Source organism: Plantibacter sp. MDV22-iso1 (assembly GCF_058408345.1).
The window spans coordinates 600,044-622,205 of sequence record NZ_JBZVDY010000001.1 but is presented as its reverse complement, the minus strand read 5'-3'; the positions used below and the strand labels follow the sequence as shown (position 1 = coordinate 622,205).

Sequence of the window (22,162 nt, the reverse complement as noted above, 5' to 3'; positions counted from 1 at the left end):
CAGAACCCCTATGGCCAGCAGCAGAACCCGTACGGCGGACAGCAGCAGCCACCGCAGCAGAACCCGTACCAGCAGGGGCCGCCCGGGTTCGGCCAGCAACCGCCGCCTCCGGGCGCCCCGAAGCGCAAACGGACGGGGCTCATCATCGCCCTCGCGGTCGGTGTCCCGCTCGTGTTGGCGGCGATCATCACCGTCGTCGCCCTCGTGCTCACGCAGGGTGGCGCACCGGTCGCGGATCCGAGCCCCACTCGCTCGGCCACCCCGACGAAGACCGCTTCTCCGACGCCCACGGGGACGGACTCGACGCCGGAGCCGACGAAGACCTATGTCTCCATCCCGCCCGACCTCGACTTCGCGGCCGGGCAGGACGTCCCCGCCGAATGGACGGCTTACCTGACGAACGACCTGGATTCGTCCTGGGCGGCGATCGGTCCGGACCGGAACGGCGTCGAGATCTACCGGAACGCGGCGACCTCCTGCGACGTCGGACTCGGCAACATCGCGCTGACGCCTGACGAGATCGCGGTCGGAGACGACGAGAAGTCGAGCGACGCCTACATGGCGAAGTACGTCGGGGCCGACTACGTCAAAGCGGACGGCACGACGGAGCAACTGAACTACAACAGCGGTGGGGGCCTCATCGAGTTCCGGGTCCTGTCGTGGACGCAGCCCTCGGGGGAGCGCACGTACTGGGGCGTCCGGTCGCTCACGAAGATGGGGATCCTCGTCGTCTTCACCTTCACGTGCAAAGACCAGGGGTCGCTCGACCTGCTCGCAAGCGACGTCGTGAACCTCATCTCCGTGGAGCTGCTCCCGAAGCGCTGACCGGTCCCGTCGTCAGAACGCGCGGAGGACCGCCTGCGCGACCGTGAAGATCGCGAGGCCGGCGAGCGCGCCGACGATGGTGCCGTTCAAGCGGATGAACTGCAGGTCGCGTCCGACGAGCAGCTCGATCTTCTGGGTCGTCTCCCGGGCGTCCCAGCGCTCGACGGTCTCGGTGATGATGCTCGCGATGTCGTGCCGGTAGCGGGTGACGACGTAGGACAGTGCGTCCGCGACGCGGGTGTCGACGCGGGTGGAGAACGCTCGATCCGTCGACAGCCGCCGGCCGAAGTCCGCGATGGTGCCGGAGATCCGCACGCGGAGGTCGCTGTCGGGGGCGTCGAGTGCCTCGAGGAACGCGCTCTTCGCGGCCGTCCACGTCTTACCGGCGACCTCCCGGACGCGAGGACTGTCGATGACCTCGTGTTTGGCGTTCTCGAAGCGGGTGATGGTCGCGTCGTCGTGCTGCAGCTGCTCCGCGAGCTCGCCGAGATACCCGTCGAGGGCATGACGGAGCTGGTGGTCGGGGTCCGCGCGGACGGCCTGGACGAAGGACACGGCCTCACGGTAGAGCTTGTCGTCCACGAGCCGGTCGACGAAGGACGGCACCCAGGTCGGCAGACGGCTCGAGACCAGGCGCTCGAACGCCTTCGGGTTCGTGCTCAGCCACTCACCTGTGCGGTCGAGGAGGAGGTCGACCGCGTCGTGGTGCGCGCCCACGCCGACGATGTGCTCGACCCAACGGCCGATGTTCGGGGCCCACTGCGGGTCGATGAGGTGTTTGGACGCCAGTGCCTCGATGACCTCGCGGACGTCGTCGTCGGACAGCGTCTCCAGGAGACCCCGCACCGCGATGGACCCCTCGGCGGTGACCCGCTCGGCGTTCGCGGGCTCGGACAACCAGCCGCCGAGCTTCTCGGAGACGGAGACGGACGCGAGCTTCTGCCGCACGACCTCTTCGGAGAGGAAGTTGGTCTCCACGAACTCGCCGAGGCTGACGCCGATCTCGTCCTTGCGCTTCGGGATGATCGCCGTGTGGGGGATCGGGATGCCGAGCGGGTGCCGGAAGAGGGCGGTGACGGCGAACCAGTCCGCGAGCGCCCCGACCATGCCGCCCTCGGAGGCGGCCCTGACATACGCCAACCACGGGTAGCGCCCCTCGAGCGCGAACGCGACGGCGAAGATGACCGCCATGACGAGGAGCAATCCGGTGGCGAGGCGTTTCATCGATCGCAGGGCTCGCGCACGGTCCGCATCGGCGGCGGTGAGTTCGAGTGTGGGGGAGCTCGTCATCCGCCCATCCTAGGCTCGTCGACCGTGTCCTCCGGTCCGATCGAGCAAGAGGGCACCGTACCCCCTGGTGGTACCCTGAGCCGGTGATCGAAGACATCAAGAAGCGGGCCCTGCACCGGACGAAGATCCTCGAGGGCCAGATGCGCGGCCTCGAGAAGATGATCGAGAACGAGGACTACTGCATGGACATCATCACGCAGTCGCTCGCCATCCAGAAGTCGCTGGGATCGCTCAACAAACTGCTCGTCGAGAACCACCTGCTGACGCACGTCACGCAGATGTTCGAGGAGGGCGGGGACAGCAAGGACGCCGCGGTCGGCGAGCTCCTGCGGATCTTCGAGCTCAGCAACAACCGCGGCTGAGCCGCGCCTTCAGGTCGGCCCGAGCCGTCACACGGGCCCGAGCCAGGCGTTCGCCACGGTGGCGTGGGCGGACTCGTCGTCGGAGGGATGGAACATCCCGGCGAGGACGTCGCGGTACAGCCGGCCCAATTCGCTCGCGGCGAAGTAGCTGCCGCCGCCGGCGACCCGGATCGCCTGATCCACGACCTCGCGGGCGGTCTCCGTCGCGCGGACCTTGAGCCCGACGAGCTTCGGGAACCAGAGCGCGCCATGGTCGACGCCGTCATCGAGGTCCCGAGCGATGCCGGCGAGCTGCGGCAGCATGCCGTCGTACGCGATGGCGGCCGCCGCGATCCGACGGCGGATGTCGGGGTCCGCCGCGTACCTCGCGCCACCGGCCTTCTTCGACGTCTTCCGGTGGGCGGTCTCGACCGCGAGCCGGAGGGCGCGTTCGCCGATGCCCGTGTACACGGCGGCGATGAGGGTCTCGAAGCAGGCGAAGATCCCGAAGACGATGGGATCCGGGTTGGGCCCCGGGTCGAGGCGTCGGACGATGTGTTCCGCCGTCGACTCGGCCCCCTGGAGCAGGGTCGTCCTACTCTGGCTGGCGCGCATCCCGACGGTGTCCCAGTCGTCGAGGATCTCGAACCCGCCGCGCGAGCGCTCGATGAAGCCGTAGACGACCTTCGGACCGTCGGCCGAGGTCGTGTCGAGCCCGGTCGTCCCCAGCCACGTCCACGCGGGTGACAACGAGGTGAAGATCTTCCGGCCGTGGAACCGATAGGAACCGTCGGGGCCCGGACGGGCTTCGGTGTCGGATCCGAAGAGCACGAGGTCGTTGCCCGCCTCGCTCACGCCGAACGCGTAGAGCTCGTCCCCGGCCGCTCCCTCGAGGACGAAGCGGAGCGAGTCGTCTCCTCGAGTGTGGAGCAGTCGCGCGACACCCGTCCACACGAGGTGCATGTTGATCGCGAGGGCGGTCGCCGGGGCGGCGGTGGCGAGCCGGGATTGGAGCAGCGTGACCTCGCTCAGACCGAGGCCGAGGCCGCCGAACTCCTCGGGGACGAACGCCCGGAGGTAGCCGCACGCTCGCAGCTCGGCGAGGTCCTCGTCGAAGAAGGCGTTCTCACGGTCCGCCACGGCGGCACGTTCGCGGATGCGCTCGACGAGCCCGTCACTGAGGATCGAGGCGGGGTCGAACGACCGATCGGACGGGTGGTGCTGCGCTTGAGCGGTCACCGGTCCATTGTCGCATCGGGCCCGGCCGAGGTGGCAGTTGTCTGCGAGCGGCGAGCGGCGCGCCGGCGGCCCGACCTGACGAGGAGGACCACGACCGCGGCGACGACCGCGAGGGGGAGCAGCCACGGCACCAGGACGCCGACCACGACGACGAGCCCCGAGGCGGCGGCGACGAGCGCGTTCCACCCGGCGACCACGCCGCCCCAGAAGTCGGTGGGCACGCCCGGCGCGACCACGCCTGGGGCCACGAAGCTCACGAACACGGAGGAGAAGTCGACCTGGTCGGCGAGCGCGTCGCGCTGGGCGACGAGCCCGTCCAGTTCCGCCTGCCGCTGGGACAGGCTGGTCTCGGCGGCGAGGAGGTCGGCCGTCGTGGTCGAAGCCGCCATGAGTCCGAGCAGTCGGTCGACGGAGGCCTGGAGGGCGGTGACCCGCGCGTCGAGGTCGGCGGCCTGTGCCGTGACGTCCACCGCGGACACGGAGAGGCTGTTCACCGTGCCGAGTGCCTGCAGCTGTGCGAGCACGTCGTCGAAGTCGTCGGCGGGGATGCGGACCGTCAGGGTCGCCTGCGCGGCCTGGTCGGAGGTGCCCGGAGTCTCGTCGCGGCTGTCGACGCGCCCGCCCGCCTCGGTGACGATCCGGGTGGCGTCCGTCGCGGTGCTGATCGGGTCGTCAGCGGTGACGGTGAGTGAACCGGTCGTGACCACCTGCTGTTGCGTGAGGTCGGGGGAGGCGGCGCCGTCGACGCCGAGCTGCGCGTCGCCGGCGACCTGGCCGGGCGCGGGCATCGCAGCTCGCGAGTCGCTGCCGGCCTCGGTGCTCGACCCGGCCGAGCAGCCCGAGAGGACGAGCCCGACGAGGACGGCCGAGACCAACACGGTGGTGGTGCGGATCACTGCTGAGCGCTTCATGGCATCACCCTAGGGAGCCGTCGCACCGCGGAGGTGCAGGGACCCTGGGAAGCGGGTCACGATCAGGTCTCACGACGCGCGTCACCCCAGGGAGCCGCGGTGCAGGGACCGTGGGAAACAGGTCGCGATCAGGTCTCGCGTCGCGCCCGCTGCTCGAGTTGCAGCTCGGCCCAATCACCGATGGCCTTCGTGGTCTCCGCCGGGCGGTCCCGGTGCACGTTGTGACCTGCACCCTGGACGATCGTCAGGCTGACCTGGCGGTTCGCGAGGACCTCGGCGGCGAGCGCGCCGCGGAAGAGGCTGTACACCTCCGGGTCGGAGGCGATCACGAAGGTCGGGTTGCGCAGAGCGGCCGCCGCAGGACGGACGTCCCACGGGTGGTTCTGCTCGCTCGTCTGCTCGATCGCCCACCGGCTCGCCTCGGACACCGCCTGGACCTTGATCTCCACGTCCAGTGGGTGCCACTCCGGGTTCTTCGCGCGGACGGAAGCGATCGTGTTGTCGGCGAAGGCGGCCTCCTGGCTGGCGCGGATGATCTCGGCGTCGTGGTCGTCGAGCGCGATGGCGGGGTCGAGCAGCACGACCGCCGCCGCCCACCGGGGATCCGCTGCGGCGGCGACCGCGGTGGCGGCGCCTCCGAGCGAGTGTCCGACGACGAGGTCCCACGCGGCGTGCCCGACGCCGGGCACGGGGGTCGGCCTGGTGGCCAGCAGATCGGCGGCGTAGGCCTCGACCCGGTAGTCCAGCGCACGAGGGGCGACGCCGTGGCCGCGGAGGTCGACCGCCTCGACGAGCCAACCGCGATCGGCCAGGGCGGCGCAGATGCGCCAGGTGCTCGGACCGTTGCTGCCGAGTCCGTGGACCACGAGCGCCCGAGCCGGCGCATCGTGACGACCCCAGCGGTGACGCGGGAGCTCCACGGGCGTGATCGTGCGGGCGGCGAGGCTGGACGCGGTGTCGACGACGGGCTCGGTCATGGGTTCAGCCTACGGTCTCGCGTCAGTCGAGCCGGTCCGGGTCGGTGCCGGTGCGCTCGCCGTTCTCGAGCGCCGAGATGGCGGCCAGGTCGTCGGCATCGAGGGTGAAGTCGAACACCGCGAAGTTCTCCGCGATCCGCGCCGGTGTGGCCGACTTGGGGATGACGATGTTGCCGAGCTGCAGGTGCCAGCGCAGCACCACCTGCGCGACCGTGCGCCCGTGCTTCCGTGCGATGGCCCCGAGGTCGGAGGTGGCGTCGTATCCGTCGGCGGCGGGCGTGAAGAAGCGGCCGCGGGCGAGCGGCGACCAGGCCTCCGTCGCGATGCCGTGTGCCGCGTTGACGGCGCGCAACTCCCGCTGGGGGAGGAACGGGTGGAGTTCGACCTGGTTGACGGCCGGGGTGACCTCCGCCGACTCCAGGAGTCGTTCGAGATGGCTGCGGTGGAAGTTGGAGACGCCGATGGAGCGCGTACGTCCTTCGGCCCGCAACCGCTCGAGCGCGCGCCAGGTTTCGCGGTACCGGTCCTGCCCCGGGGCCGGCCAGTGGATGAGGTACAGGTCGACGTGGTCGAGGCCGAGGAGGTCGAGGCTCGTGTCGAACGCGCGCAGCGTCTCCTCGTACCCCTGATCGGTGTTCCAGACCTTCGTCGTGACGAAGAGTTCGTCGCGGGCGATACCCGACTCGCGGATCGCGACGCCGGTGCCTCGCTCGTTGCCGTACAGCGACGCGGTGTCGATGTGGCGGTACCCGACCTCCAACGCCGTCCGCACGATCTCGGTGCTGGCGAGGTCCGGGACCTTGTAGACGCCGAAGCCGAGCTGGGGGATCGTGTGCCCGTCGTTGAGGAGGACGGTCGGGGTGCTGTCTGCCATGGCACCAGTATCCTCGACAGGGCCACCGTCACCGTCGAAAGGGAGCCCATGCCGCAACTCATGATCGTCACCGGGAGCGTCCGTCCCGAGCGGGTGGGCGGCGCCGTCGCCGACTGGGTCACCGGCGTGGCGGAGACGGACGAGCGGTTCACCGTCGACGCGGTCGATCTCCGGGAGCTGGCGTTGCCGTTCATGGACGAGCCCGCGCACCCGCGGAAGCGTGCCTACGTCCACCCGCACACGATCTCCTGGAGCGAGCGGGTCGACCGGACGGACGCCTTCGTGTTCGTGACGCCCGAGTACAACTACAGCTATGCGCCCTCCCTCAAGAACGCGCTCGACTACCTCATGCACGAGTGGGCGCGGAAGCCGGTCGGGATCGTCAGCTACGGCGGGCTGTCGGGCGGAACCCGCGGCGTCGTCGCCCTTCGGCCCGTGCTGCAGGCCCTCGGTCTCATCAGTACCGGTGCGAACGTGGAGATCCCATACGTCTCCCGACAGATCGCCGACGGCGTGTTCACGCCCAACGACCGCCAGACCACGATGTTGCCGATGCTGCTGGGCGAACTGGCCGCACTCGACGAGGCCCTCGCGCCGCTGCGCGCCGACGACTGAAGCGGGGCGGCTCAGGACGGGTGGGTGTTGATCGGCTCGGTGTCGGGGATCGGGCTCGCATCGCGGCCGCGGAGGTCGGGGTGCCAGCGGTGACCGATCCAGGGGATGACGAAACCGAGCAGCGCGAACAGGCCGGCGACCCAGAACGCGCCGACCGCTCCGGAGCCGTCGATGAGGAAGCCGGCCGCCGCCGACCCCATCGCGGCACCGATGAGCTGACCGGTGCCGACCCAGCCGTAGGCCTCGGCCGTGTCGCTGAACTTCACGCTCGCCGAGACGATGGCGAACAGCACGGCGAGGGCCGGTGCGATGCCGATGCCCGCGACGAAGAGGGTGATCGACAGCCACCAGGCGTTGAGGAAGAGGCTCGCGACGGCGAGTCCGGCGAAGACGATGAAGATGCGGCGCGCCAGCGCGTAGGGACCGATCGGGGTGTGTCCGAGGGCGAGGCCGCCGGCCAGCGAGCCGACCGAGAAGATCGCGAGGACGATACCGGCTTCGAGGCCGTCGTGCCCGAAGGTCGCGACGACGCCCGCCTCGACGGCCGAACAGGCGCCGATGAGGAGGAAGCCGACGACGGTGGCGAGGAGGACCGGCGGGCGCTTGAGCACCTGTCCGAGCTTGCGACGGCTCCTCGGGATGCGCACGCGCCCGACCTCCGGTGAGGAGATGAACCACAGGCAGCCGACGACCATGATCACAGCCGCCAGGGCGATGCCCCAGACCGTGCCGACCTGGGTGGACACGAAGGTGGTCACGACGGGCCCGAGCACCCAGATGATCTCCTGGGCCGAGGCGTCGAGGGAGAACAACGGGGTGAGCTGCTGGGAGGTGACGAGCTTCGGGTAGATGGTGCGGACCGCGGGCTGGACGGGCGGGGTGCTCAGCCCGGCGACGAATCCGACCGCCATGTACGCGGGGACGGTCATGGTGACGAGGGCGATGGTCGTGACGGAGACGGCACACACCGCGAGGGTGAGGAGGAGCACCTTGCGGATGCCCCAGACGCCCATCCACCGGCTCGTGAGGGGGCCGGCGATCGCCTGCCCGATGCTCGTCGCGGCGAGGACGAGCCCGGCGGCACCGTAGGACCCGGTGACCTGTTCGATGTGGAGCAGGAAGGCCAGCGAGAGCATCCCGAACGGGAAGCGTGCGGTGAGCTGCGCCGCGATGATCCGGGCGACGCCGGGGGTACGAAGGAGGTCACGGTAGCTGCTCACAAGGACACCAGTCTAGGGACCGGTTCCGACACGCCCGACACGCCCGCGACACGCCCAAACCGACAACGGATGTCGGAGGTGCGGAGGAGAATTTTGCCTGTGGATAGATATCCCTCGGACGGGGGAGAAAAGGCCGTCAATCCGGGACTTTCGCGTCGCCCAGGGGTGTTGTAGCCAGTGGAGAACCGGTGGATAACTCGCCCGAAACGGTGGAGAACCCGGTGGAAAACTACAGGGCTGTAACTACTAGCCCTTGTGGTCGACCTGAAGACCGCCATCTATATGTAGTATTGGAACCCCGGCGCAGGACGCCGCGGGAATCACCAGATTTTGAGGGGAAGGCACGAAGAGCTATGGCAATCACGGTCTACACGAAGCCCAGTTGCGTGCAGTGCACCGCGACGTACCGCGCACTCGACAACAAGGGCATCGAGTACAACATCCTCGACCTCTCGGTCGACGAGAACGCACTCGAGCAGGTCAAGGCCCTCGGCTACCTGCAGGCACCGGTCGTCATCACCGAGGAAGACCACTGGTCGGGCTTCCGTCCCGACAAGATCGAAGAGCTCGCCGCACGTCTGGCTTGAGCCCACGGTCGCAGGCGTCATCATGAGCCGGCTCCAGCAGCACCGCACCATCCGACCGTCCGGACGTCGACGAGGAGGCCACCCGTGCAACCACGGCTGATCTACTTCTCCAGCATTTCCGGCAACACGCATCGCTTCATGCAGAAGCTCGACCTGCCCTCGTTGCAGATCCCGCTGTATGCGAAAGACGAAGCCGTGCACGCCACGGCACCCTACGTCCTCGTGACCCCCACCTACGGCGGGGGCAACGGCGACGGAGCGGTGCCCAAACAGGTGATCCGGTTCCTCAACGTGGAGGCCAACCGCTCCCTGATCCGCGGGGTCATCGCCGCTGGCAACACGAACTTCGGCGAGGCCTACGGGCTCGCCGGCGACGTGATCGCCAGCAAATGCAAGGTCCCGCACCTGTACCGCTTCGAACTCTTCGGAACCCAGGACGATGTCACCACCGTCCACAATGGATTGGAATCATTTTGGCAGCAGCGCCAGTTTCAGTGATCGACGCACCGTCGACGAGCCAGATGGACTACCACTCGCTCAACGCGATGCTCAACCTCTACGGCCCGAACGGCGAGATCCAGTTCGACAAGGACCGTGAGGCCGCGCGGGAGTACTTCCTCCAGCACGTCAACCAGAACACCGTCTTCTTCCACTCGCTGAAGGAACGGCTCGACTACCTCGTCGAGAAGGAGTATTACGAGCAGGCAGTGCTCGACAAGTACTCGTTCGACTTCATCCAGGAACTCAACGACCTGGCCTACTCGAAGAAGTTCCGCTTCCAGACCTTCCTCGGCGCGTTCAAGTACTACACCTCGTACACGCTGAAGACCTTCGACGGCAAGCGCTACCTCGAGCGGTTCGAGGACCGCGTCGTCATGACCGCCCTCGGCCTCGCCGACGGCGACCAGCAGCTCGCGGTCGCGCTCGTCGAAGAGATCATCGCGGGTCGGTTCCAGCCGGCGACGCCCACCTTCCTCAACTCGGGCAAGGCCCAGCGAGGCGAGCTCGTCTCCTGCTTCCTCCTCCGCATCGAGGACAACATGGAGTCGATCGCCCGCGGCATCAACTCCGCGCTCCAGCTCTCGAAGCGTGGCGGTGGTGTGGCGCTCTCGCTGTCGAACATCCGTGAGTCCGGTGCGCCGATCAAGCAGATCGAGAACCAGTCGAGCGGCATCATCCCCGTGATGAAGCTCCTCGAGGACTCCTTCAGCTACGCGAACCAGCTCGGCGCGCGTCAGGGCGCCGGTGCGGTGTACCTCAACGCACACCACCCCGACATCCTGCGCTTCCTCGACACCAAGCGTGAGAACGCCGACGAGAAGATCCGGATCAAGACGCTGTCCCTCGGCGTCGTCGTCCCCGACATCACCTTCGAGCTCGCGAAGAAGGGCGAGGACATGTACCTGTTCTCCCCGTACGACGTCGAGCGCGTCTACGGCGTGCCCTTCGGCGACATCTCGGTGAGCGAGAAGTACCACGAGATGGTCGACGACTCCCGCATCAAGAAGACGAAGATCAACGCCCGCGAGTTCTTCCAGACCATCGCGGAGATCCAGTTCGAGTCCGGCTACCCGTACATCGTGTTCGAAGACACGGTGAACAAGGCGAACCCCATCAAGGGCCGCATCAACATGTCGAACCTCTGCTCGGAGATCCTCCAGGTCAACACGCCGACCACCTACAACGAGGACCTCTCGTACAAGGAGATCGGCAAGGACATCTCCTGCAACCTCGGCTCGCTGAACATCGCGCTCACGATGGACTCGCCCGACTTCGGTCGCACGGTCGAGACCGCCATCCGCGGCCTCACCTCCGTGTCCGACCAGAGCCACATCTCCTCGGTGCGTTCGATCGAGGACGGCAACGACAAGTCGCACGCCATCGGCCTCGGCCAGATGAACCTCCACGGCTACCTCGCCCGCGAGCGCGTGCACTACGGCAGCCCCGAGGGCATCGACTTCACGAACATCTACTTCTACACGGTGGTGTTCCACGCGCTGCGTGCCTCGAACCTCATCGCCAAGGAGCGCGGGGAGACCTTCGACGGTTTCGCCGACTCGCAGTACGCGTCGGGTGAGTTCTTCGACAAGTACATCGACCAGGTCTGGGAGCCCGAGACGGCTCGTGGCCGCGAGCTCTTCGAGCAGGCCGGCGTGCAGATCCCGACGCAGGCGGACTGGACTGCCCTCAAGGCGTCCATCCAGGAGTACGGCATCTACAACCAGAACCTCCAGGCCGTCCCGCCGACCGGTTCGATCTCCTACATCAACAACTCCACGTCGTCGATCCACCCGATCGCGTCGAAGATCGAGATCCGCAAGGAAGGCAAGCTCGGTCGCGTGTACTACCCGGCTCCGTTCATGACGAACGACAACCTGGAGTACTACGAGGACGCCTACGAGATCGGTGCCGAGAAGATCATCGACACGTACGCCGCGGCGACGCAGCACGTCGACCAGGGACTGTCGCTGACGCTGTTCTTCAAGGACACCGCCACCACGCGCGACATCAACAAGGCGCAGATCTACGCGTGGAAGAAGGGCATCAAGACCATCTACTACATCCGTCTCCGCCAGCTCGCGCTCGAGGGCACGGAAGTCGACGGCTGCGTCAGCTGCATGCTCTAAGGAGCTTCGCGCTTCGTCATCGCACTTCGACAGGCTCAGTGACCGGGGTTCCGGTCTCTGATCCCGACCCCGGTCCCTGAGCCTGTCGAAGGGCATCAGCACCACCGGTCCGTCGAGGGCCATCAGCATCACCGGTCCGTCGAGGGCCATCAGCATCACCGGTCCGTCGAGGGCCATCAGCATCACCGGTCCCTGAGCCTGTCGAAGGGCCAACCCCACTTCCCGATAGAGGACACCAATTCATGTCAGAGAAGCTCAAGCTGGTCGACCGCGTCCAGGCGATCAACTGGAACAAGATCGAGGACGAGAAGGACGTCGAGGTCTGGAACCGCCTCGTCAACAACTTCTGGCTGCCCGAGAAGATCCCGCTGTCGAACGACGTCCAGTCGTGGAACACCCTGACGCCGCAGGAGCAGCAGCTCACCATGCGCGTGTTCACGGGCCTCACGCTCCTCGACACGATCCAGGGCACTGTCGGCGCCGTCGCCCTCATCCCCGATGCGATCACCCCGCACGAGGAGGCCGTCTACACGAACATCGCGTTCATGGAGTCGGTGCACGCGAAGAGCTACTCGTCGATCTTCTCCACGCTCAGCAGCACGAAGGAGATCGACGAGGCGTTCCGCTGGTCGGTCGAGAACCCGAACCTGCAGAAGAAGGCGTCCATCGTCCTCGACCGCTACCACGGTGACGACCCGCTGAAGCGGAAGGCCGCCTCGACCCTCCTCGAGTCGTTCCTCTTCTACTCGGGCTTCTACCTGCCCATGCACTGGTCGAGCCGCGCGAAGCTCACCAACACGGCCGACATGATCCGCCTGATCATCCGCGACGAGGCCGTGCACGGGTACTACATCGGCTACAAGTTCCAGAAGGGCCTCGAGAAGCTCACGCAGGCTGAGCGCGACGACGTCAAGGACTACACGTTCTCGCTGCTCTACGAGCTCTACGACAACGAGGTGCAGTACACGCAGGATCTCTACGACGAGGTCGGCCTCACCGAGGACGTCAAGAAGTTCCTGCACTACAACGCCAACAAGGCGCTCATGAACCTCGGCTACGAGGCCATGTTCCCGAAGACGGTCACGGACGTGAACCCGGCGATCCTGTCGGCGCTCTCCCCAAACGCCGACGAGAACCACGACTTCTTCTCGGGTTCCGGCTCCTCCTACGTGATCGGCAAGGCCGTGGTCACGGAAGACGAGGACTGGGACTTCTAGTCATCGCGCAGTCGCTGCGCTGAACGCACGAGGGCCGGATGGAATCCACGATTCCATCCGGCCCTCAGGCGTTGAGCGCGTATCGGCGTCAGCCGCCGAGGCCACCGCCGGTCGCCAGGAAGAAGTAGAAGAACGCGGTCACGCCCTGGACGACGGGGAAGAAGAGCGCCGCGATCGCGGTGACCACGATCGTGAGGATGGCGACGAGCGCGACCAGACTGACGACACCGTTGCGTCCTGCGCTCGGAGCCTCGACGGGTTCGGCGACGAGCAGCTCGTCCATGGTCGCTTCGGTCGTCAGCATCGTTCTCCCTGTGGCTCTGGTGTCCTCGACACTACCCGGAGAGCCGCCGTGCGCCGCTGACTCGCCCGAGGATGTTCGAATCCGACGCGGAAACGCGCAGATTCGGGCGACTCAGCGACGGCGGGTGGTCAGCGTCGGGTGGACCAGAGTGCCCAGGCGATGAGCACGGGCTGGAAGAAGAGGCGGGTGAACCGGCGGCTGTCGGTGTCGAGGCCGAAGGCGTCGCGGCGGTTGAGCCACTGGGAGAGGTTGCCCGGGAAGATCGCGGTGAAGAACGCCGCGGCGAGGTTACCGACGGCCGTCCGCTTCACGCCTGAGGCGAGTGCCGCACCCAGGGCGATCTCGACGACGCCCGAGGCGAGCACGGTGGTGTCCTCGTCGATCGGGACCCATTCCGGCACCTGCGCCTGGAAGTCCTTCCGAGCGAAGGTCAGGTGACTGACGCCGGCGAAGACGAGTGCGCCTCCGAGCAGCAGACGTGCGGCGGTGCGGGCTTTCGATCCAGCCATGAGGGTCCTCTCGACGATGGTGATGTCACCACGCTATCCGGAGATCGGTGGACCGACGGCGGGTTGCGAGTGCACAGATGTCCAGCAGCAGGTCGCTCAGCCGTCGATCTGCGAGTTCGCGTCGAGGCGGTGCCAGGTGCGGTTGTGGTAGACGAGCGGCGCGCCATCGAAGCTCGGGGTGAAGGCCGGGACGGCGGGAGCGGGTGCCTCGGCGGCAGGCTCGGCCCGGACCGGCTCCTCGGCCGCTTGCGGCTGCGAAACGCTCGACTCCAGCGCGTGCACCGCGATGACCGTCGAGGTGCCCGCCTCCATGCGGTTGACGATGCGTCCGCGGATCCAGACGCCGTTGCCCGTGAAGTACGGCTCGCCCGTGGGCAGGCGGTCCCAGATGGAGGTGTCGGCGAAGCGGTCGATTCCGCTCGTCGCGCAGAGCTTCGCGATGTGCAGCTGCTCGGAACCCAGGAGGTGGACGACGACGGTGTCGGATGCGGTGATGGTCGGCGCGCTCGAGGACAGCGACGACACGGAGAAGACGAGGAGCGGCGGTTCCGCACTGACGGAGAAGACCGAGGTGGCGGTCAGCCCCACCGGCCCGGAGCCGTCGTCGGCGGTGATGACCGAGACGCCGGCGGGGTGCTGACGGAACGCCGCCTTGAAGTCGTCGGGGGACAGGGACGCGAAACCGGGGGCGACCTCGCCACCGTCGACGGGGGACGGCAAGGCGGTCACGGAGGCGGCTGCCGGGTGGACTGAGCTCACGGGGGATCCTTCGAACGGCTGTGGACGACTGCTGCAACGCCGATTCGGTGGACGCTGCACAGGCTACGTTTCGCTCATCCGGCCGGAGCTGCAACTCTGTTACCCGGTGTGACGGTGACCGAGCGGTCGGGCGCAGGTCCCGTCGACCTCGCGTGCGTACGCTGGACGCATGCCCATCCTCATCACCCCGGACGACCTCGCCGCCTTGATCGCCTCCGAGACGCCGGTGCGCGTCCTCGACGTGCGGTGGCGACTCGACGCACCGGACGGACGGCCCGCCTACCTCGAGGGACACCTGCCCGGCGCCGTGTACGTCGACCTCGACCATGAGCTGGCCGACCACGTGCCGACCGGAGAGCCGGCCGTCCGAGGCCGTCACCCCCTGCCCGATCGCGAGGCGCTCCAGGCGTCCGCGCGATCGTGGGGCGTCGACGACGGTGACGTCGTCGTGGTCTACGACGACCTCACGAGCCTGTCGGCGGCGCGCGCCTGGTGGATGCTGCGGAACGCCGGCATCGCGGACGTCCGCATCCTCGACGGCGCGTTCCGGGCGTGGACGGACGCCGGACTGCCCGTGGAGCGTGGCGAGGTCGTCCCGGAACCCGGGACCGTCACGCTGACGTCGGGTGTCCTGCCGAGCATCGACATCGACACCGCAGCGACGTGGGCGGGCGAGGGGCGGGTCCTGCTGGACGCGCGCGCCGGCGAGCGGTACCGGGGTGACGTCGAACCGATCGATCCCCGGGCCGGTCACATCCCCGGAGCGCTCAGCACACCGACGACCGCCAACGTCGGCGCCGACGGCCGGTTCCTCTCGCCTGAGACCCTCCGCGAGCAGTTCCTCGCCGCGGGCGTGCCTGCGGACGCGACGGTCGCCACCTACTGCGGCAGTGGGGTGACCGCGGCGCACAACGCGGTCGCACTCACCCTGGCCGGCTTCGAACCGGCGCTGTACCCGGGGTCGTGGAGCGAGTGGGCGAACCACCCGGAGCGTCCGGTGGCGACAGGACCCGAGGCCTGAGCCGTCGACCCGGTCATCGAGCTTGTCGAGATCCGGCCTTCGACAGGCTCAGGGACCGCCGTCCATCGTCAGGGATCAGGGAGGGCTAGCCCGCGAGGACCTTCTGCAGGCGCTGCAACGACACCGATTCGGCCGTGCCCAGCTGCTGGGCGAACAGGCTGATCCGGAGCTCCTCGAGCATCCACCGGGCCTTCACGAGGTGCTCCGGAGCCTCGGCGGGCAGAGGGATCGTGCCGCCGGCGGCTTCGAACCGTGCCGACGCCGTCTGCGCCTCCGTCATCCACACCCGGTCGCGGTTCGGGTTGTCCGTCAGCCGCTCGGCGCGGTAACGGATGCCCGCGAGGTAGCGGGGCAGATGCTCGAGTCGTGCTGAGCCCGTCCGGGAGACGAAGCCCGGGAAGACCAGTCCGTCGAGCTGGCCCCGCATGTCGGTGAGGGCCGCGAGCAGCGTCATGCTCGTCGCCGCCTTCATGGCCTTCTCCGTGTCGCGCGCGGCTTGCAGGATGCGGGCGACGATGGCGACCGTCTGGAACATGCGGTCCATGACCGAGGCGGAGACGCGGTCGCGAAGCGTCTCGTACTGCAGCCGCGAGAACACCTGTCCGTCGGGCACCACGCGGAACAGGACATCGTCGATGCAGGCGGCGAGGCAGTCCTCGAACAACGCCGGCGTCGATCGGTACGGGCTCGTCGCGAGCGCCAGCTTCTCATTGGCCTTGAGGTGCTGCTGCACGTACGCCGTCGGGGACGGGATCGCGAGCAGGAGGAGGCGGCGCACGCCGGCGGGCATGGCGCGGGCCTGGTCGGCCTCCGTGCTCATGATCCGGATCGACACGCTCGTGCCGTCGTCGACGATCGCGGGGTAGCCGCGGATCACGCCGTCCTCTTGGCGGATGTCGATGAACCGGGGGAGGTCGTCGAAGTCCCATCTGGTGAACCCGGAGCGCTCGATGGCGTTGGGCACTCTGGCGGCCGCGACCTTGGCGACGCTCGCACGGGTGCGCTGCTTGAGGCGCTGCTGCAGCTCGACGAGGTCCTTGCCGCTGGCGAGCGTCCGGCCGCGCTCGTCGATGACCCGGAAGGTCACGAGCAGGTGCTCGGGGACGCGTCCCATCTCGAAGTCCGAGGCGGTGATGTCCATGTAGGAGAGCCGCTTGATCGCGTTCGCGAGACGGGTGGCGAACGAGTCCTCGGCGGCGGGACTGCCGGGGGCGACCGCCGGGACGTCTGCGGGGAGCTCGGCGAGCAGCTTCGCCGCCCAGTCGGCCGCAGGCACGATGTTCCGACGCAGGGCCTTCGGGAGCGCTTTGATCATCGCGGTGATGAGGTCTCGACGGAGCCCGGGGACCTGCCAGTCGAAACCCGCGGGCGAGAGCCGGTCGAGCAGGGCGAGCGGGACGATGACCGTCACGCCGTCGTCGTCGCTTCCGGGCTCGAAGCGATAGCTGAGCTTCAACCGCTGGTCGGCCTGCACCCACTCGGCGGGGAAGCGGTCCTCGTCCACCGCCGGAGCGTCCTCGTGGAGGAGGTCCTCCTGGCGCATCGTGAGCAGCTCGGGCTGGTCGACGCGCGTCTTGCGCCACCAGGACTCGAAGCCCCGCGTCGTCGAGATCTCGGCGGGGACGCGGGCGTCGTAGAAGTCGAAGACGGCTTCGTCGTCGAAGAGGATGTCGCGGCGTCGCGTCCGCTCCTCGAGCTCACTCAGCTCCTTGCGCAGCCGTCGGTTCGCGCGGTGGAAGTCGAACAGCTTGTCGCGACCGATGTCGTGGGTCCACTCGCCGTCGACGAGCGCGTGCCGCAGGAACAGTTCACGGGCCTGCTCCTGGTCGATGCGACCGAACTGCACCCGGCGGCGCGGCACGATCGGCACGCCGAAGAGCGTCACCTTCTCGAACGCGACGGCGGAGCCCTGGTTCTTCTCCCAGTGCGGCTCGCTGTACGAGCGCTTGCAGAGGTCGCCGGCGATCTGTTCCGCCCACGCCGGGTCGATCGAGGCGTTGGTGCGGGCGAACAGCCGACTCGTCTCCACGAGTTCCGCGCTCATCACGGCGTTCGGCTGCTTCTTGGCGAGCGCGGACCCGGGGAAGAGGACGAAGCGCGTCTGGCGGGCGCCGATGTAGTCGCCCTTCTTCGCGGTCTTCGTCGCCGGTGGAGCGTTCCGGCCCTTCACGACCGGAGCGACGGTCTGATCCTTCAGCCCGATGTGGGAGAGGAGCCCCGCGAGGAGCGACTTGTGGATGCCGTCGGGGTTCACCGCCGGCTCGTTGATCGTCAGGCCGAGTGGCTTCGCGAGCTGGCGCAGCTGGCGGTAGACGTCGTGCCATTCGCGGACGCGGAGGTAGTTGAGGAACTCGTTCTTGCAGAGCCGACGGAACGCGCTCGACGACAGCTCGTCCTGTTTCTCCTCGAGGTAGTTCCAGAGGTTCAGGAGGGCGAGGAAGTCGCTCGTCGGGTCGACGAACCGGCGGTGCAGTTCGTCGGCTTTCTGCCGGTGCTCGAGCGGTCGTTCGCGTGGGTCCTGGATGGTGAGCGCCGCGACGATCGCGAGCACCTCCCGCGACACCCCGTGCCGCTTCGACTCCACGACCATGCGCGCGAACCGCGGATCGATCGGCAGGCGGCTGAGGTCGCGCCCCACCCGCGTGAGGCGTGGACCGCCGCCGCGAGGTGACCCGTCGGCGAAGGTGCGCGTCTCGATCGCGCCGAGTTCGGACAGCAGGTCGACGCCGTCCTTGATGCCGCGGGCGTCCGGCGGCTGGAGGAAGGGGAAGGCGGCGATGTCACCGAGGCCGAGGGATATCATCTGCAGGATCACCGCGGCGAGGTTCGTGCGGAGGATCTCCGGTTCGGTGAACTCCGGGCGCTTCGCGAAGTCGTCCTCCGAGTAGAGGCGGATGGCGATGCCGTCGCTCGTGCGGCCGGAGCGACCCGAACGCTGGTTCGCCGACGCCTGCGAGATCGCCTCGATGGGGAGCCGCTGCACCTTGGAGCGCACGCTGTAGCGCGAGATGCGGGCGGTTCCGGCGTCGATGACGTACTTGATGCCGGGCACCGTGAGGCTCGTCTCGGCGACGTTCGTCGCGAGGATGATGCGCCTGCGGAGGCCTGCCACGGTCGACGGCTGGAACACGCGGTGCTGGTCTGCGGAGGAGAGCCGGCCGTAGAGCGGGAGCACCTCGGTGCCGGGCAGGTTGCGGCCGCGGATGGCGTCGGCGGCGTCGCGGATCTCCGTCTCACCGGACAGGAAGACGAGGACGTCGCCCATCGACTCGCGCGCCAGCTCGTCGAGGGCCGCGTTGATGCCCTCGAGGTAGTCGCGGTCGGCGGCCTCGGACTCGGGGGCGTCCTCATCGTCGTCCGTGGGCTCGTCGGCCACGAGCGGCCGGTAGCGGATCTCGACCGGGTACGTGCGGCCGGAGACCTCGACGATGGGCGCCCCGTCGAAGTGCTTCGAGAAGCTCTCCGGGTCGATCGTCGCGGACGTGATGATGACCTTGAGGTCGGGGCGCTGGGGGAGGAGCTGCTTGAGATAGCCGAGCAGGAAGTCGATGTTGAGACTGCGCTCGTGCGCCTCGTCGATGATGATCGTGTCGTACTTGCGCAGCATCCGGTCGCGGTGGATCTCGTTCAGCAGGATGCCGTCGGTCATCAGCTTGATCTTCGTCGCCTTCGACGCCTGATCGGTGAAGCGGACCTGGTAGCCGACGATGCCGCCGAGCTCCTGGCCGAGCTCCTCCGAGATGCGTTCGGCGATCGTGCGCGCGGCCAGACGTCGGGGTTGCGTGTGCCCGATGGACTCGCGACCGAGCTCGAGGCAGATCTTCGGCAGCTGGGTGGTCTTGCCGGAACCCGTTGCCCCGGCGACGATGACGACCTGGTGCTCGCTGATGGCACGCGCGATGTCCGCGCGAGCGGCACTGACCGGCAGCTCGGGCGGGTAGGAGATTCGGAGGTCGGACATCAGCCCTCCATCGTATCGGGCTGGGCGGGTTGTGCTGCCGTTCCGGGCCTCCGGATCCCGCGAACCCTGAGCCGCCTTCCCCGGTCCCTGAGCCTGTCGAAGGGCAGTCGGGCTGCGGCGCCTCGGTGCGAAGCGGGGATGTTTACGCGCGGTATCGCAAACAGGGTTGCCTAGCAGAGTGGTTTGCGTTACAAAGTAGGTATGACTTCACCGATGGAACCCACCGACGGCTCGGACGCGCTCGACCCGGCCGCCATGCTCGCTCTGCAGGAGCGACAGGCGAGCCGTGTCGACGACATCTTCACGAGGCCCACCATCGCGATCGTGTACGTCTGGGGTGTCGCGTGGACCGTCGGGTTCCTGGCCCTCTGGTCCGCGAGCGGCGAGAACCCCTGGTTCACCACGCCGCCGGCGGTCGCCGGATGGCTCTTCGGGATCCTCATGGTGGGCGGCATCGTCTCGTCGTCGATCATCGGCTCCCGTGTGTCGCGTGGGATCCAGGGAGCACAGCAGGTGCAGGGCACGATGTACGGCATCGCCTGGGCGATCGGGTGCACGGCAGCGGCGGTGTTCGGCGGCGCACTGTTCGCTGCGGGGATGGCACCCGCACTCGCCGCCATCTTCTACCCGGCGATCTACAGCCTCGTGGTCGGTCTGCTCTACCTCGCAGGTGGAGCAGTCTGGCGCGACCGCCTCATGTACGGCATGGGCATCTGGATCATCGTGGTCGGCATGGCCGCGCCGTTCTTCGGCTCGCCGGGCAACGCGCTCATCATGGCCATCGCCGGCGGAGGCGGGTTCCTCGTGTACGCGACCTTCCTCGAAGCGACCCGCCGTCGGCGTGCCCACCGATCGGCGGCGTGACCGATGGACGAACTCGACCCCCTCATCCATGCCCAGGCCCGCCTGCGCATCATGTCGACGCTCGCGGCGATCGATGCGGACAGCAGTATGTCGTTCCCCCGCCTGCAGGAGATGCTCGACATGACCGCCGGGAACCTCTCCACGCATCTGCGGAAGCTCGAGGACGGCGCCTACGTCCTCGTCACGAAGACCCACCGGGGACGCACCCCGGTCACCTACCTGGAACTCACCACGCTCGGGCGCCGCGCGTTCGAGGACTACATGACCGGGCTCCGAGCGATGCTCGGCGGCGCGTCGGGAACGGGGACATCATGACGATCACACCACTGGCCACCCTCGAGGGCGTGACACGACGTTACGGCGACGTGACCGCGCTGCACGACGTCGACCTCAGTATCGAGCCGGGCTCGCTCGTCGGGCTCCTCGGGCCCAACGGCGCCGGCAAGTCCACCGTGCTCTCCCTGCTGCAGGGCACCCGACGTCCGACGACCGGCACGGTGACGCTCTTCGGCGGCGATCCCGCCCATGCGGTCAACCGCACCAGGCTCGGATCGACACCGCAGGAGACGGCACTGCCGCCCACGCTCCGGGTGGGAGAGGTCGTCGACTTCATCGGACGCCACTTCGCGGACCGCGTGCCGACGGCCGCCCTGGCGGAACAGTTCGGTCTCGGTGACCTCCTCCGACGCCAGACGGGCTCGCTCTCGGGCGGCCAGCAGCGCCGCCTCGCGGTCGCGCTCGCGTTCGTCGGCAGACCGCGTCTCGTGCTCCTCGACGAGCCGACGACGGGCCTCGACGTCGACGCCCGCCGAACCCTCTGGGACGCGATCCGCCGGCAACACGAGCTCGGGGCGACCATCGTCCTCACCAGTCACTACCTCGAGGAGATCGAAGCGCTCGCCGAGCGTGTCGTGGTCCTGGGTGGCGGACGGGTCATCACCGACGCCCCGCTGCGCGACGTCCTCGGGCTCGTCGGTATCCACCGGGTGCGGCTCCGGACCACCGACCCCGGAGCGGTGGAGCGGCTCACCGGGGTCGTCCAGGCGAGTCGTGACGGTGACGCCGTCGAACTGGACGTCCGTGACGCCGACGCGTTCGTGCGCGAGCTCGTCCGGTCCGAGGCCCCGTTCACCGATCTCGCCGTGCGCGGAGCGACCCTCGAGGAGGCGTTCCTGACCCTCACCGCGGATGCCCGGGCGGACGTCGAACGGAGCGCCGTCTGATGGCCACCACCGTCCAGCTCACCGCCCTGCACGCGCGGTACTCCCTGCTCGAGACCGTGCGCGTCCCGATCGCGCTGATCGGCTCGCTCGTCTTCCCGGCGCTCTCGCTACTGTTCTTCGTCGTCCCGCAGGCGCAGGTCGCCGGCGATCCCGTCATCGCGACCCAGGCGGTCATCTCCCTCATCGTCTTCGCCGTGCTCGCCAACTCCCTGTTCGGCTTCGGTTTGACCATTGCCCAGGCGAGGGAACAGGCGTGGGATCCGTACCTCCGCACGCTTCCGGTGACGGGTGTCGCCCGTGTTCTCTCGCACCTGTGCTCGGTCGGCCTCCTCGGGTTCGCGGCCGTCATACCGGTCGTCGTGCTCGGCGCGTCCCTGACCGCAGCCACCACGACTCCGATGGGACTGCTCGGCGGCATCGTGGCGCTCCTGGTGGGTGCCCTGCCGTTCATGCTCCTCGGCACCGCGATCGGGTACGCCCTCCCGAGCAAGGCCGCGATCGCCGTGGTGCAGGTGGTCATGTTCTCGCTGGCCTTCGCCGGCGGACTGTTCATCCCACCGTTCCTCTTCGCCCCGTGGCTCGACCGGCTGTCCATGTTCCTCCCGAGCCGTCAGACCCGGGAGCTCGTCGTCTGGGCGGTCCAGGGTGGCGAGTTGCCGTGGTGGTCGTGGGTCGGCGTCCTGGCGTGGACGCTCGTCCTGACCGTCGTCGTCCTCGCCCTCTACCGCCGCGACGAGGGCCGCCGCTACCGCTGAGGTCGACGGACACCTCGCCGAACACCGGCCGTTCCCGCGTGCC

21 protein-coding genes and 1 pseudogene are annotated in these 22,162 nt (G+C 68.3%); 12 read left to right on the top strand and 10 right to left on the bottom strand.

Going from position 1 to position 22,162, the window contains the following annotated elements; genetic code table 11:
* Positions 1-825 (top strand): annotated as a pseudogene (locus tag AC4PMY_RS02925) (hypothetical protein); the annotation flags it as partial.
* A gap of 12 nt (positions 826-837) precedes the next feature.
* Here AC4PMY_RS02925 and AC4PMY_RS02920 read toward each other — a convergent pair.
* Positions 838-2,115, bottom strand: coding sequence for a DUF445 domain-containing protein (locus tag AC4PMY_RS02920; protein WP_064296531.1), 1,278 nt, complete (start codon positions 2,113-2,115; stop codon positions 838-840).
* An 83-nt stretch (positions 2,116-2,198) separates the two neighbouring features.
* Here AC4PMY_RS02920 and AC4PMY_RS02915 point away from each other — a divergent pair, with 83 nt between their 5' ends.
* Complete coding sequence (locus tag AC4PMY_RS02915; RefSeq protein WP_064296530.1) at positions 2,199-2,477, top strand: metal-sensitive transcriptional regulator; 279 nt, start codon at positions 2,199-2,201, stop codon at positions 2,475-2,477.
* A gap of 27 nt (positions 2,478-2,504) precedes the next feature.
* Here AC4PMY_RS02915 and AC4PMY_RS02910 read toward each other — a convergent pair whose 3' ends face one another.
* The 4 genes from AC4PMY_RS02910 to AC4PMY_RS02895 form a co-directional block, all read right to left on the bottom strand.
* The gene (locus AC4PMY_RS02910) at positions 2,505-3,695 is read right to left on the bottom strand and encodes an acyl-CoA dehydrogenase family protein (protein ID WP_491621952.1); all 1,191 of its coding nucleotides are present in this window, start codon (positions 3,693-3,695) and stop codon (positions 2,505-2,507) included.
* Positions 3,692-4,606, bottom strand: a complete 915-nt coding sequence (locus AC4PMY_RS02905; RefSeq protein ID WP_491621951.1) for a DUF4349 domain-containing protein — start codon at positions 4,604-4,606, stop codon at positions 3,692-3,694. Before AC4PMY_RS02905 ends, AC4PMY_RS02910 begins: the two co-directional genes overlap by 4 nt.
* A gap of 128 nt (positions 4,607-4,734) precedes the next feature.
* Positions 4,735-5,583 carry an alpha/beta fold hydrolase gene (locus tag AC4PMY_RS02900; protein ID WP_064296527.1) on the bottom strand — a complete coding sequence of 283 codons (849 nt, stop codon included), beginning with the start codon at positions 5,581-5,583 and terminating at the stop codon, positions 4,735-4,737.
* 22 nt (positions 5,584-5,605) lie between these two features.
* Positions 5,606-6,457, bottom strand: coding sequence for an aldo/keto reductase (locus AC4PMY_RS02895; RefSeq protein WP_491621950.1), 852 nt, complete (start codon positions 6,455-6,457; stop codon positions 5,606-5,608).
* A 48-nt stretch (positions 6,458-6,505) separates the two neighbouring features.
* Here AC4PMY_RS02895 and AC4PMY_RS02890 point away from each other — a divergent pair, with 48 nt between their 5' ends.
* Complete coding sequence (locus tag AC4PMY_RS02890; RefSeq protein WP_491621949.1) at positions 6,506-7,072, top strand: NADPH-dependent FMN reductase; 567 nt, start codon at positions 6,506-6,508, stop codon at positions 7,070-7,072.
* Between the two features lie 11 nt (positions 7,073-7,083).
* Here AC4PMY_RS02890 and AC4PMY_RS02885 read toward each other — a convergent pair whose 3' ends face one another.
* Positions 7,084-8,292 carry an MFS transporter gene (locus AC4PMY_RS02885; protein ID WP_314138957.1) on the bottom strand — a complete coding sequence of 403 codons (1,209 nt, stop codon included), beginning with the start codon at positions 8,290-8,292 and terminating at the stop codon, positions 7,084-7,086.
* Positions 8,293-8,645: 353 nt separating this feature from the next.
* Between AC4PMY_RS02885 and nrdH the strand changes: the two genes are divergently transcribed.
* The 4 genes from nrdH (at position 8,646) to nrdF (ending at position 12,723) form a co-directional block, all read left to right on the top strand.
* Positions 8,646-8,879, top strand: coding sequence for a glutaredoxin-like protein NrdH (gene nrdH / locus AC4PMY_RS02880; RefSeq protein ID WP_056007615.1), 234 nt, complete (start codon positions 8,646-8,648; stop codon positions 8,877-8,879).
* An 84-nt stretch (positions 8,880-8,963) separates the two neighbouring features.
* The gene (nrdI, locus tag AC4PMY_RS02875) at positions 8,964-9,377 is read left to right on the top strand and encodes a class Ib ribonucleoside-diphosphate reductase assembly flavoprotein NrdI (protein WP_064296523.1); all 414 of its coding nucleotides are present in this window, start codon (positions 8,964-8,966) and stop codon (positions 9,375-9,377) included.
* 23 nt (positions 9,378-9,400) lie between these two features.
* Positions 9,401-11,506, top strand: a complete 2,106-nt coding sequence (nrdE, locus tag AC4PMY_RS02870) for a class 1b ribonucleoside-diphosphate reductase subunit alpha (protein WP_064296589.1) — start codon at positions 9,401-9,403, stop codon at positions 11,504-11,506.
* Between the two features lie 242 nt (positions 11,507-11,748).
* Positions 11,749-12,723, top strand: a complete 975-nt coding sequence (gene nrdF, locus AC4PMY_RS02865; RefSeq protein ID WP_056007612.1) for a class 1b ribonucleoside-diphosphate reductase subunit beta — start codon at positions 11,749-11,751, stop codon at positions 12,721-12,723.
* An 88-nt stretch (positions 12,724-12,811) separates the two neighbouring features.
* Here nrdF and AC4PMY_RS02860 read toward each other — a convergent pair whose 3' ends face one another.
* The 3 genes from AC4PMY_RS02860 to AC4PMY_RS02850 form a co-directional block, all read right to left on the bottom strand.
* Positions 12,812-13,027, bottom strand: coding sequence for a hypothetical protein (locus AC4PMY_RS02860; RefSeq protein ID WP_064296522.1), 216 nt, complete (start codon positions 13,025-13,027; stop codon positions 12,812-12,814).
* A gap of 128 nt (positions 13,028-13,155) precedes the next feature.
* Entirely contained in the window at positions 13,156-13,536 is a 381-nt protein-coding gene (locus AC4PMY_RS02855) for a DoxX family protein (protein WP_064296521.1), read from the bottom strand.
* Between the two features lie 96 nt (positions 13,537-13,632).
* Positions 13,633-14,265 carry a flavin reductase family protein gene (locus AC4PMY_RS02850; RefSeq protein ID WP_064296588.1) on the bottom strand — a complete coding sequence of 211 codons (633 nt, stop codon included), beginning with the start codon at positions 14,263-14,265 and terminating at the stop codon, positions 13,633-13,635.
* A gap of 199 nt (positions 14,266-14,464) precedes the next feature.
* Between AC4PMY_RS02850 and AC4PMY_RS02845 the strand changes: the two genes are divergently transcribed.
* Positions 14,465-15,316, top strand: coding sequence for a sulfurtransferase (locus AC4PMY_RS02845; RefSeq protein WP_491621948.1), 852 nt, complete (start codon positions 14,465-14,467; stop codon positions 15,314-15,316).
* 85 nt (positions 15,317-15,401) lie between these two features.
* Here AC4PMY_RS02845 and hrpA read toward each other — a convergent pair whose 3' ends face one another.
* Positions 15,402-19,277, bottom strand: a complete 3,876-nt coding sequence (gene hrpA / locus AC4PMY_RS02840; RefSeq protein ID WP_491621947.1) for an ATP-dependent RNA helicase HrpA — start codon at positions 19,275-19,277, stop codon at positions 15,402-15,404.
* 201 nt (positions 19,278-19,478) lie between these two features.
* On the opposite strand from hrpA, the gene AC4PMY_RS02835 reads away from it, so the two are divergent.
* From AC4PMY_RS02835 to AC4PMY_RS02820, 4 genes are read left to right on the top strand one after another with little or no spacing between them, the layout of a single operon-like run.
* Positions 19,479-20,141 carry a hypothetical protein gene (locus AC4PMY_RS02835; protein ID WP_157583565.1) on the top strand — a complete coding sequence of 221 codons (663 nt, stop codon included), beginning with the start codon at positions 19,479-19,481 and terminating at the stop codon, positions 20,139-20,141.
* Between the two features lie 3 nt (positions 20,142-20,144).
* Entirely contained in the window at positions 20,145-20,456 is a 312-nt protein-coding gene (locus tag AC4PMY_RS02830) for a transcriptional regulator (protein ID WP_064296516.1), read from the top strand.
* Positions 20,453-21,364 (top strand): ABC transporter ATP-binding protein, encoded by a 912-nt coding sequence (locus tag AC4PMY_RS02825; RefSeq protein WP_491621946.1) that lies wholly within the window; start codon positions 20,453-20,455, stop codon positions 21,362-21,364. The genes AC4PMY_RS02830 and AC4PMY_RS02825 overlap by 4 nt, the downstream gene beginning before the upstream one ends.
* Complete coding sequence (locus AC4PMY_RS02820) at positions 21,364-22,119, top strand: ABC transporter permease (RefSeq protein ID WP_064296514.1); 756 nt, start codon at positions 21,364-21,366, stop codon at positions 22,117-22,119. The genes AC4PMY_RS02825 and AC4PMY_RS02820 overlap by 1 nt, the downstream gene beginning before the upstream one ends.
* Positions 22,120-22,162 lie beyond the last annotated feature (43 nt).

Excerpts from the sequence above, each read along its gene's own strand:
- AC4PMY_RS02920 (WP_064296531.1), bottom strand. The coding sequence starts at position 2,115 with ATGACGAGCTCCCCCACACTCGAACTCACCGCCGCCGATGCGGACCGT.
- AC4PMY_RS02905 (WP_491621951.1), bottom strand. The coding sequence starts at position 4,606 with ATGAAGCGCTCAGCAGTGATCCGCACCACCACCGTGTTGGTCTCGGCC.
- AC4PMY_RS02900 (WP_064296527.1), bottom strand. The coding sequence starts at position 5,583 with ATGACCGAGCCCGTCGTCGACACCGCGTCCAGCCTCGCCGCCCGCACG.
- AC4PMY_RS02895 (WP_491621950.1), bottom strand. The coding sequence starts at position 6,457 with ATGGCAGACAGCACCCCGACCGTCCTCCTCAACGACGGGCACACGATC.
- AC4PMY_RS02890 (WP_491621949.1), top strand. The coding sequence starts at position 6,506 with ATGCCGCAACTCATGATCGTCACCGGGAGCGTCCGTCCCGAGCGGGTG.
- nrdH (WP_056007615.1), top strand. The coding sequence starts at position 8,646 with ATGGCAATCACGGTCTACACGAAGCCCAGTTGCGTGCAGTGCACCGCG.
- nrdE (WP_064296589.1), top strand. The coding sequence starts at position 9,401 with ATGGACTACCACTCGCTCAACGCGATGCTCAACCTCTACGGCCCGAAC.
- nrdF (WP_056007612.1), top strand. The coding sequence starts at position 11,749 with ATGTCAGAGAAGCTCAAGCTGGTCGACCGCGTCCAGGCGATCAACTGG.
- AC4PMY_RS02860 (WP_064296522.1), bottom strand. The coding sequence starts at position 13,027 with ATGCTGACGACCGAAGCGACCATGGACGAGCTGCTCGTCGCCGAACCC.
- AC4PMY_RS02855 (WP_064296521.1), bottom strand. The coding sequence starts at position 13,536 with ATGGCTGGATCGAAAGCCCGCACCGCCGCACGTCTGCTGCTCGGAGGC.
- AC4PMY_RS02845 (WP_491621948.1), top strand. The coding sequence starts at position 14,465 with ATGCCCATCCTCATCACCCCGGACGACCTCGCCGCCTTGATCGCCTCC.
- hrpA (WP_491621947.1), bottom strand. The coding sequence starts at position 19,277 with ATGTCCGACCTCCGAATCTCCTACCCGCCCGAGCTGCCGGTCAGTGCC.
- AC4PMY_RS02835 (WP_157583565.1), top strand. The coding sequence starts at position 19,479 with ATGACTTCACCGATGGAACCCACCGACGGCTCGGACGCGCTCGACCCG.
- AC4PMY_RS02830 (WP_064296516.1), top strand. The coding sequence starts at position 20,145 with ATGGACGAACTCGACCCCCTCATCCATGCCCAGGCCCGCCTGCGCATC.
- AC4PMY_RS02825 (WP_491621946.1), top strand. The coding sequence starts at position 20,453 with ATGACGATCACACCACTGGCCACCCTCGAGGGCGTGACACGACGTTAC.
- AC4PMY_RS02820 (WP_064296514.1), top strand. The coding sequence starts at position 21,364 with ATGGCCACCACCGTCCAGCTCACCGCCCTGCACGCGCGGTACTCCCTG.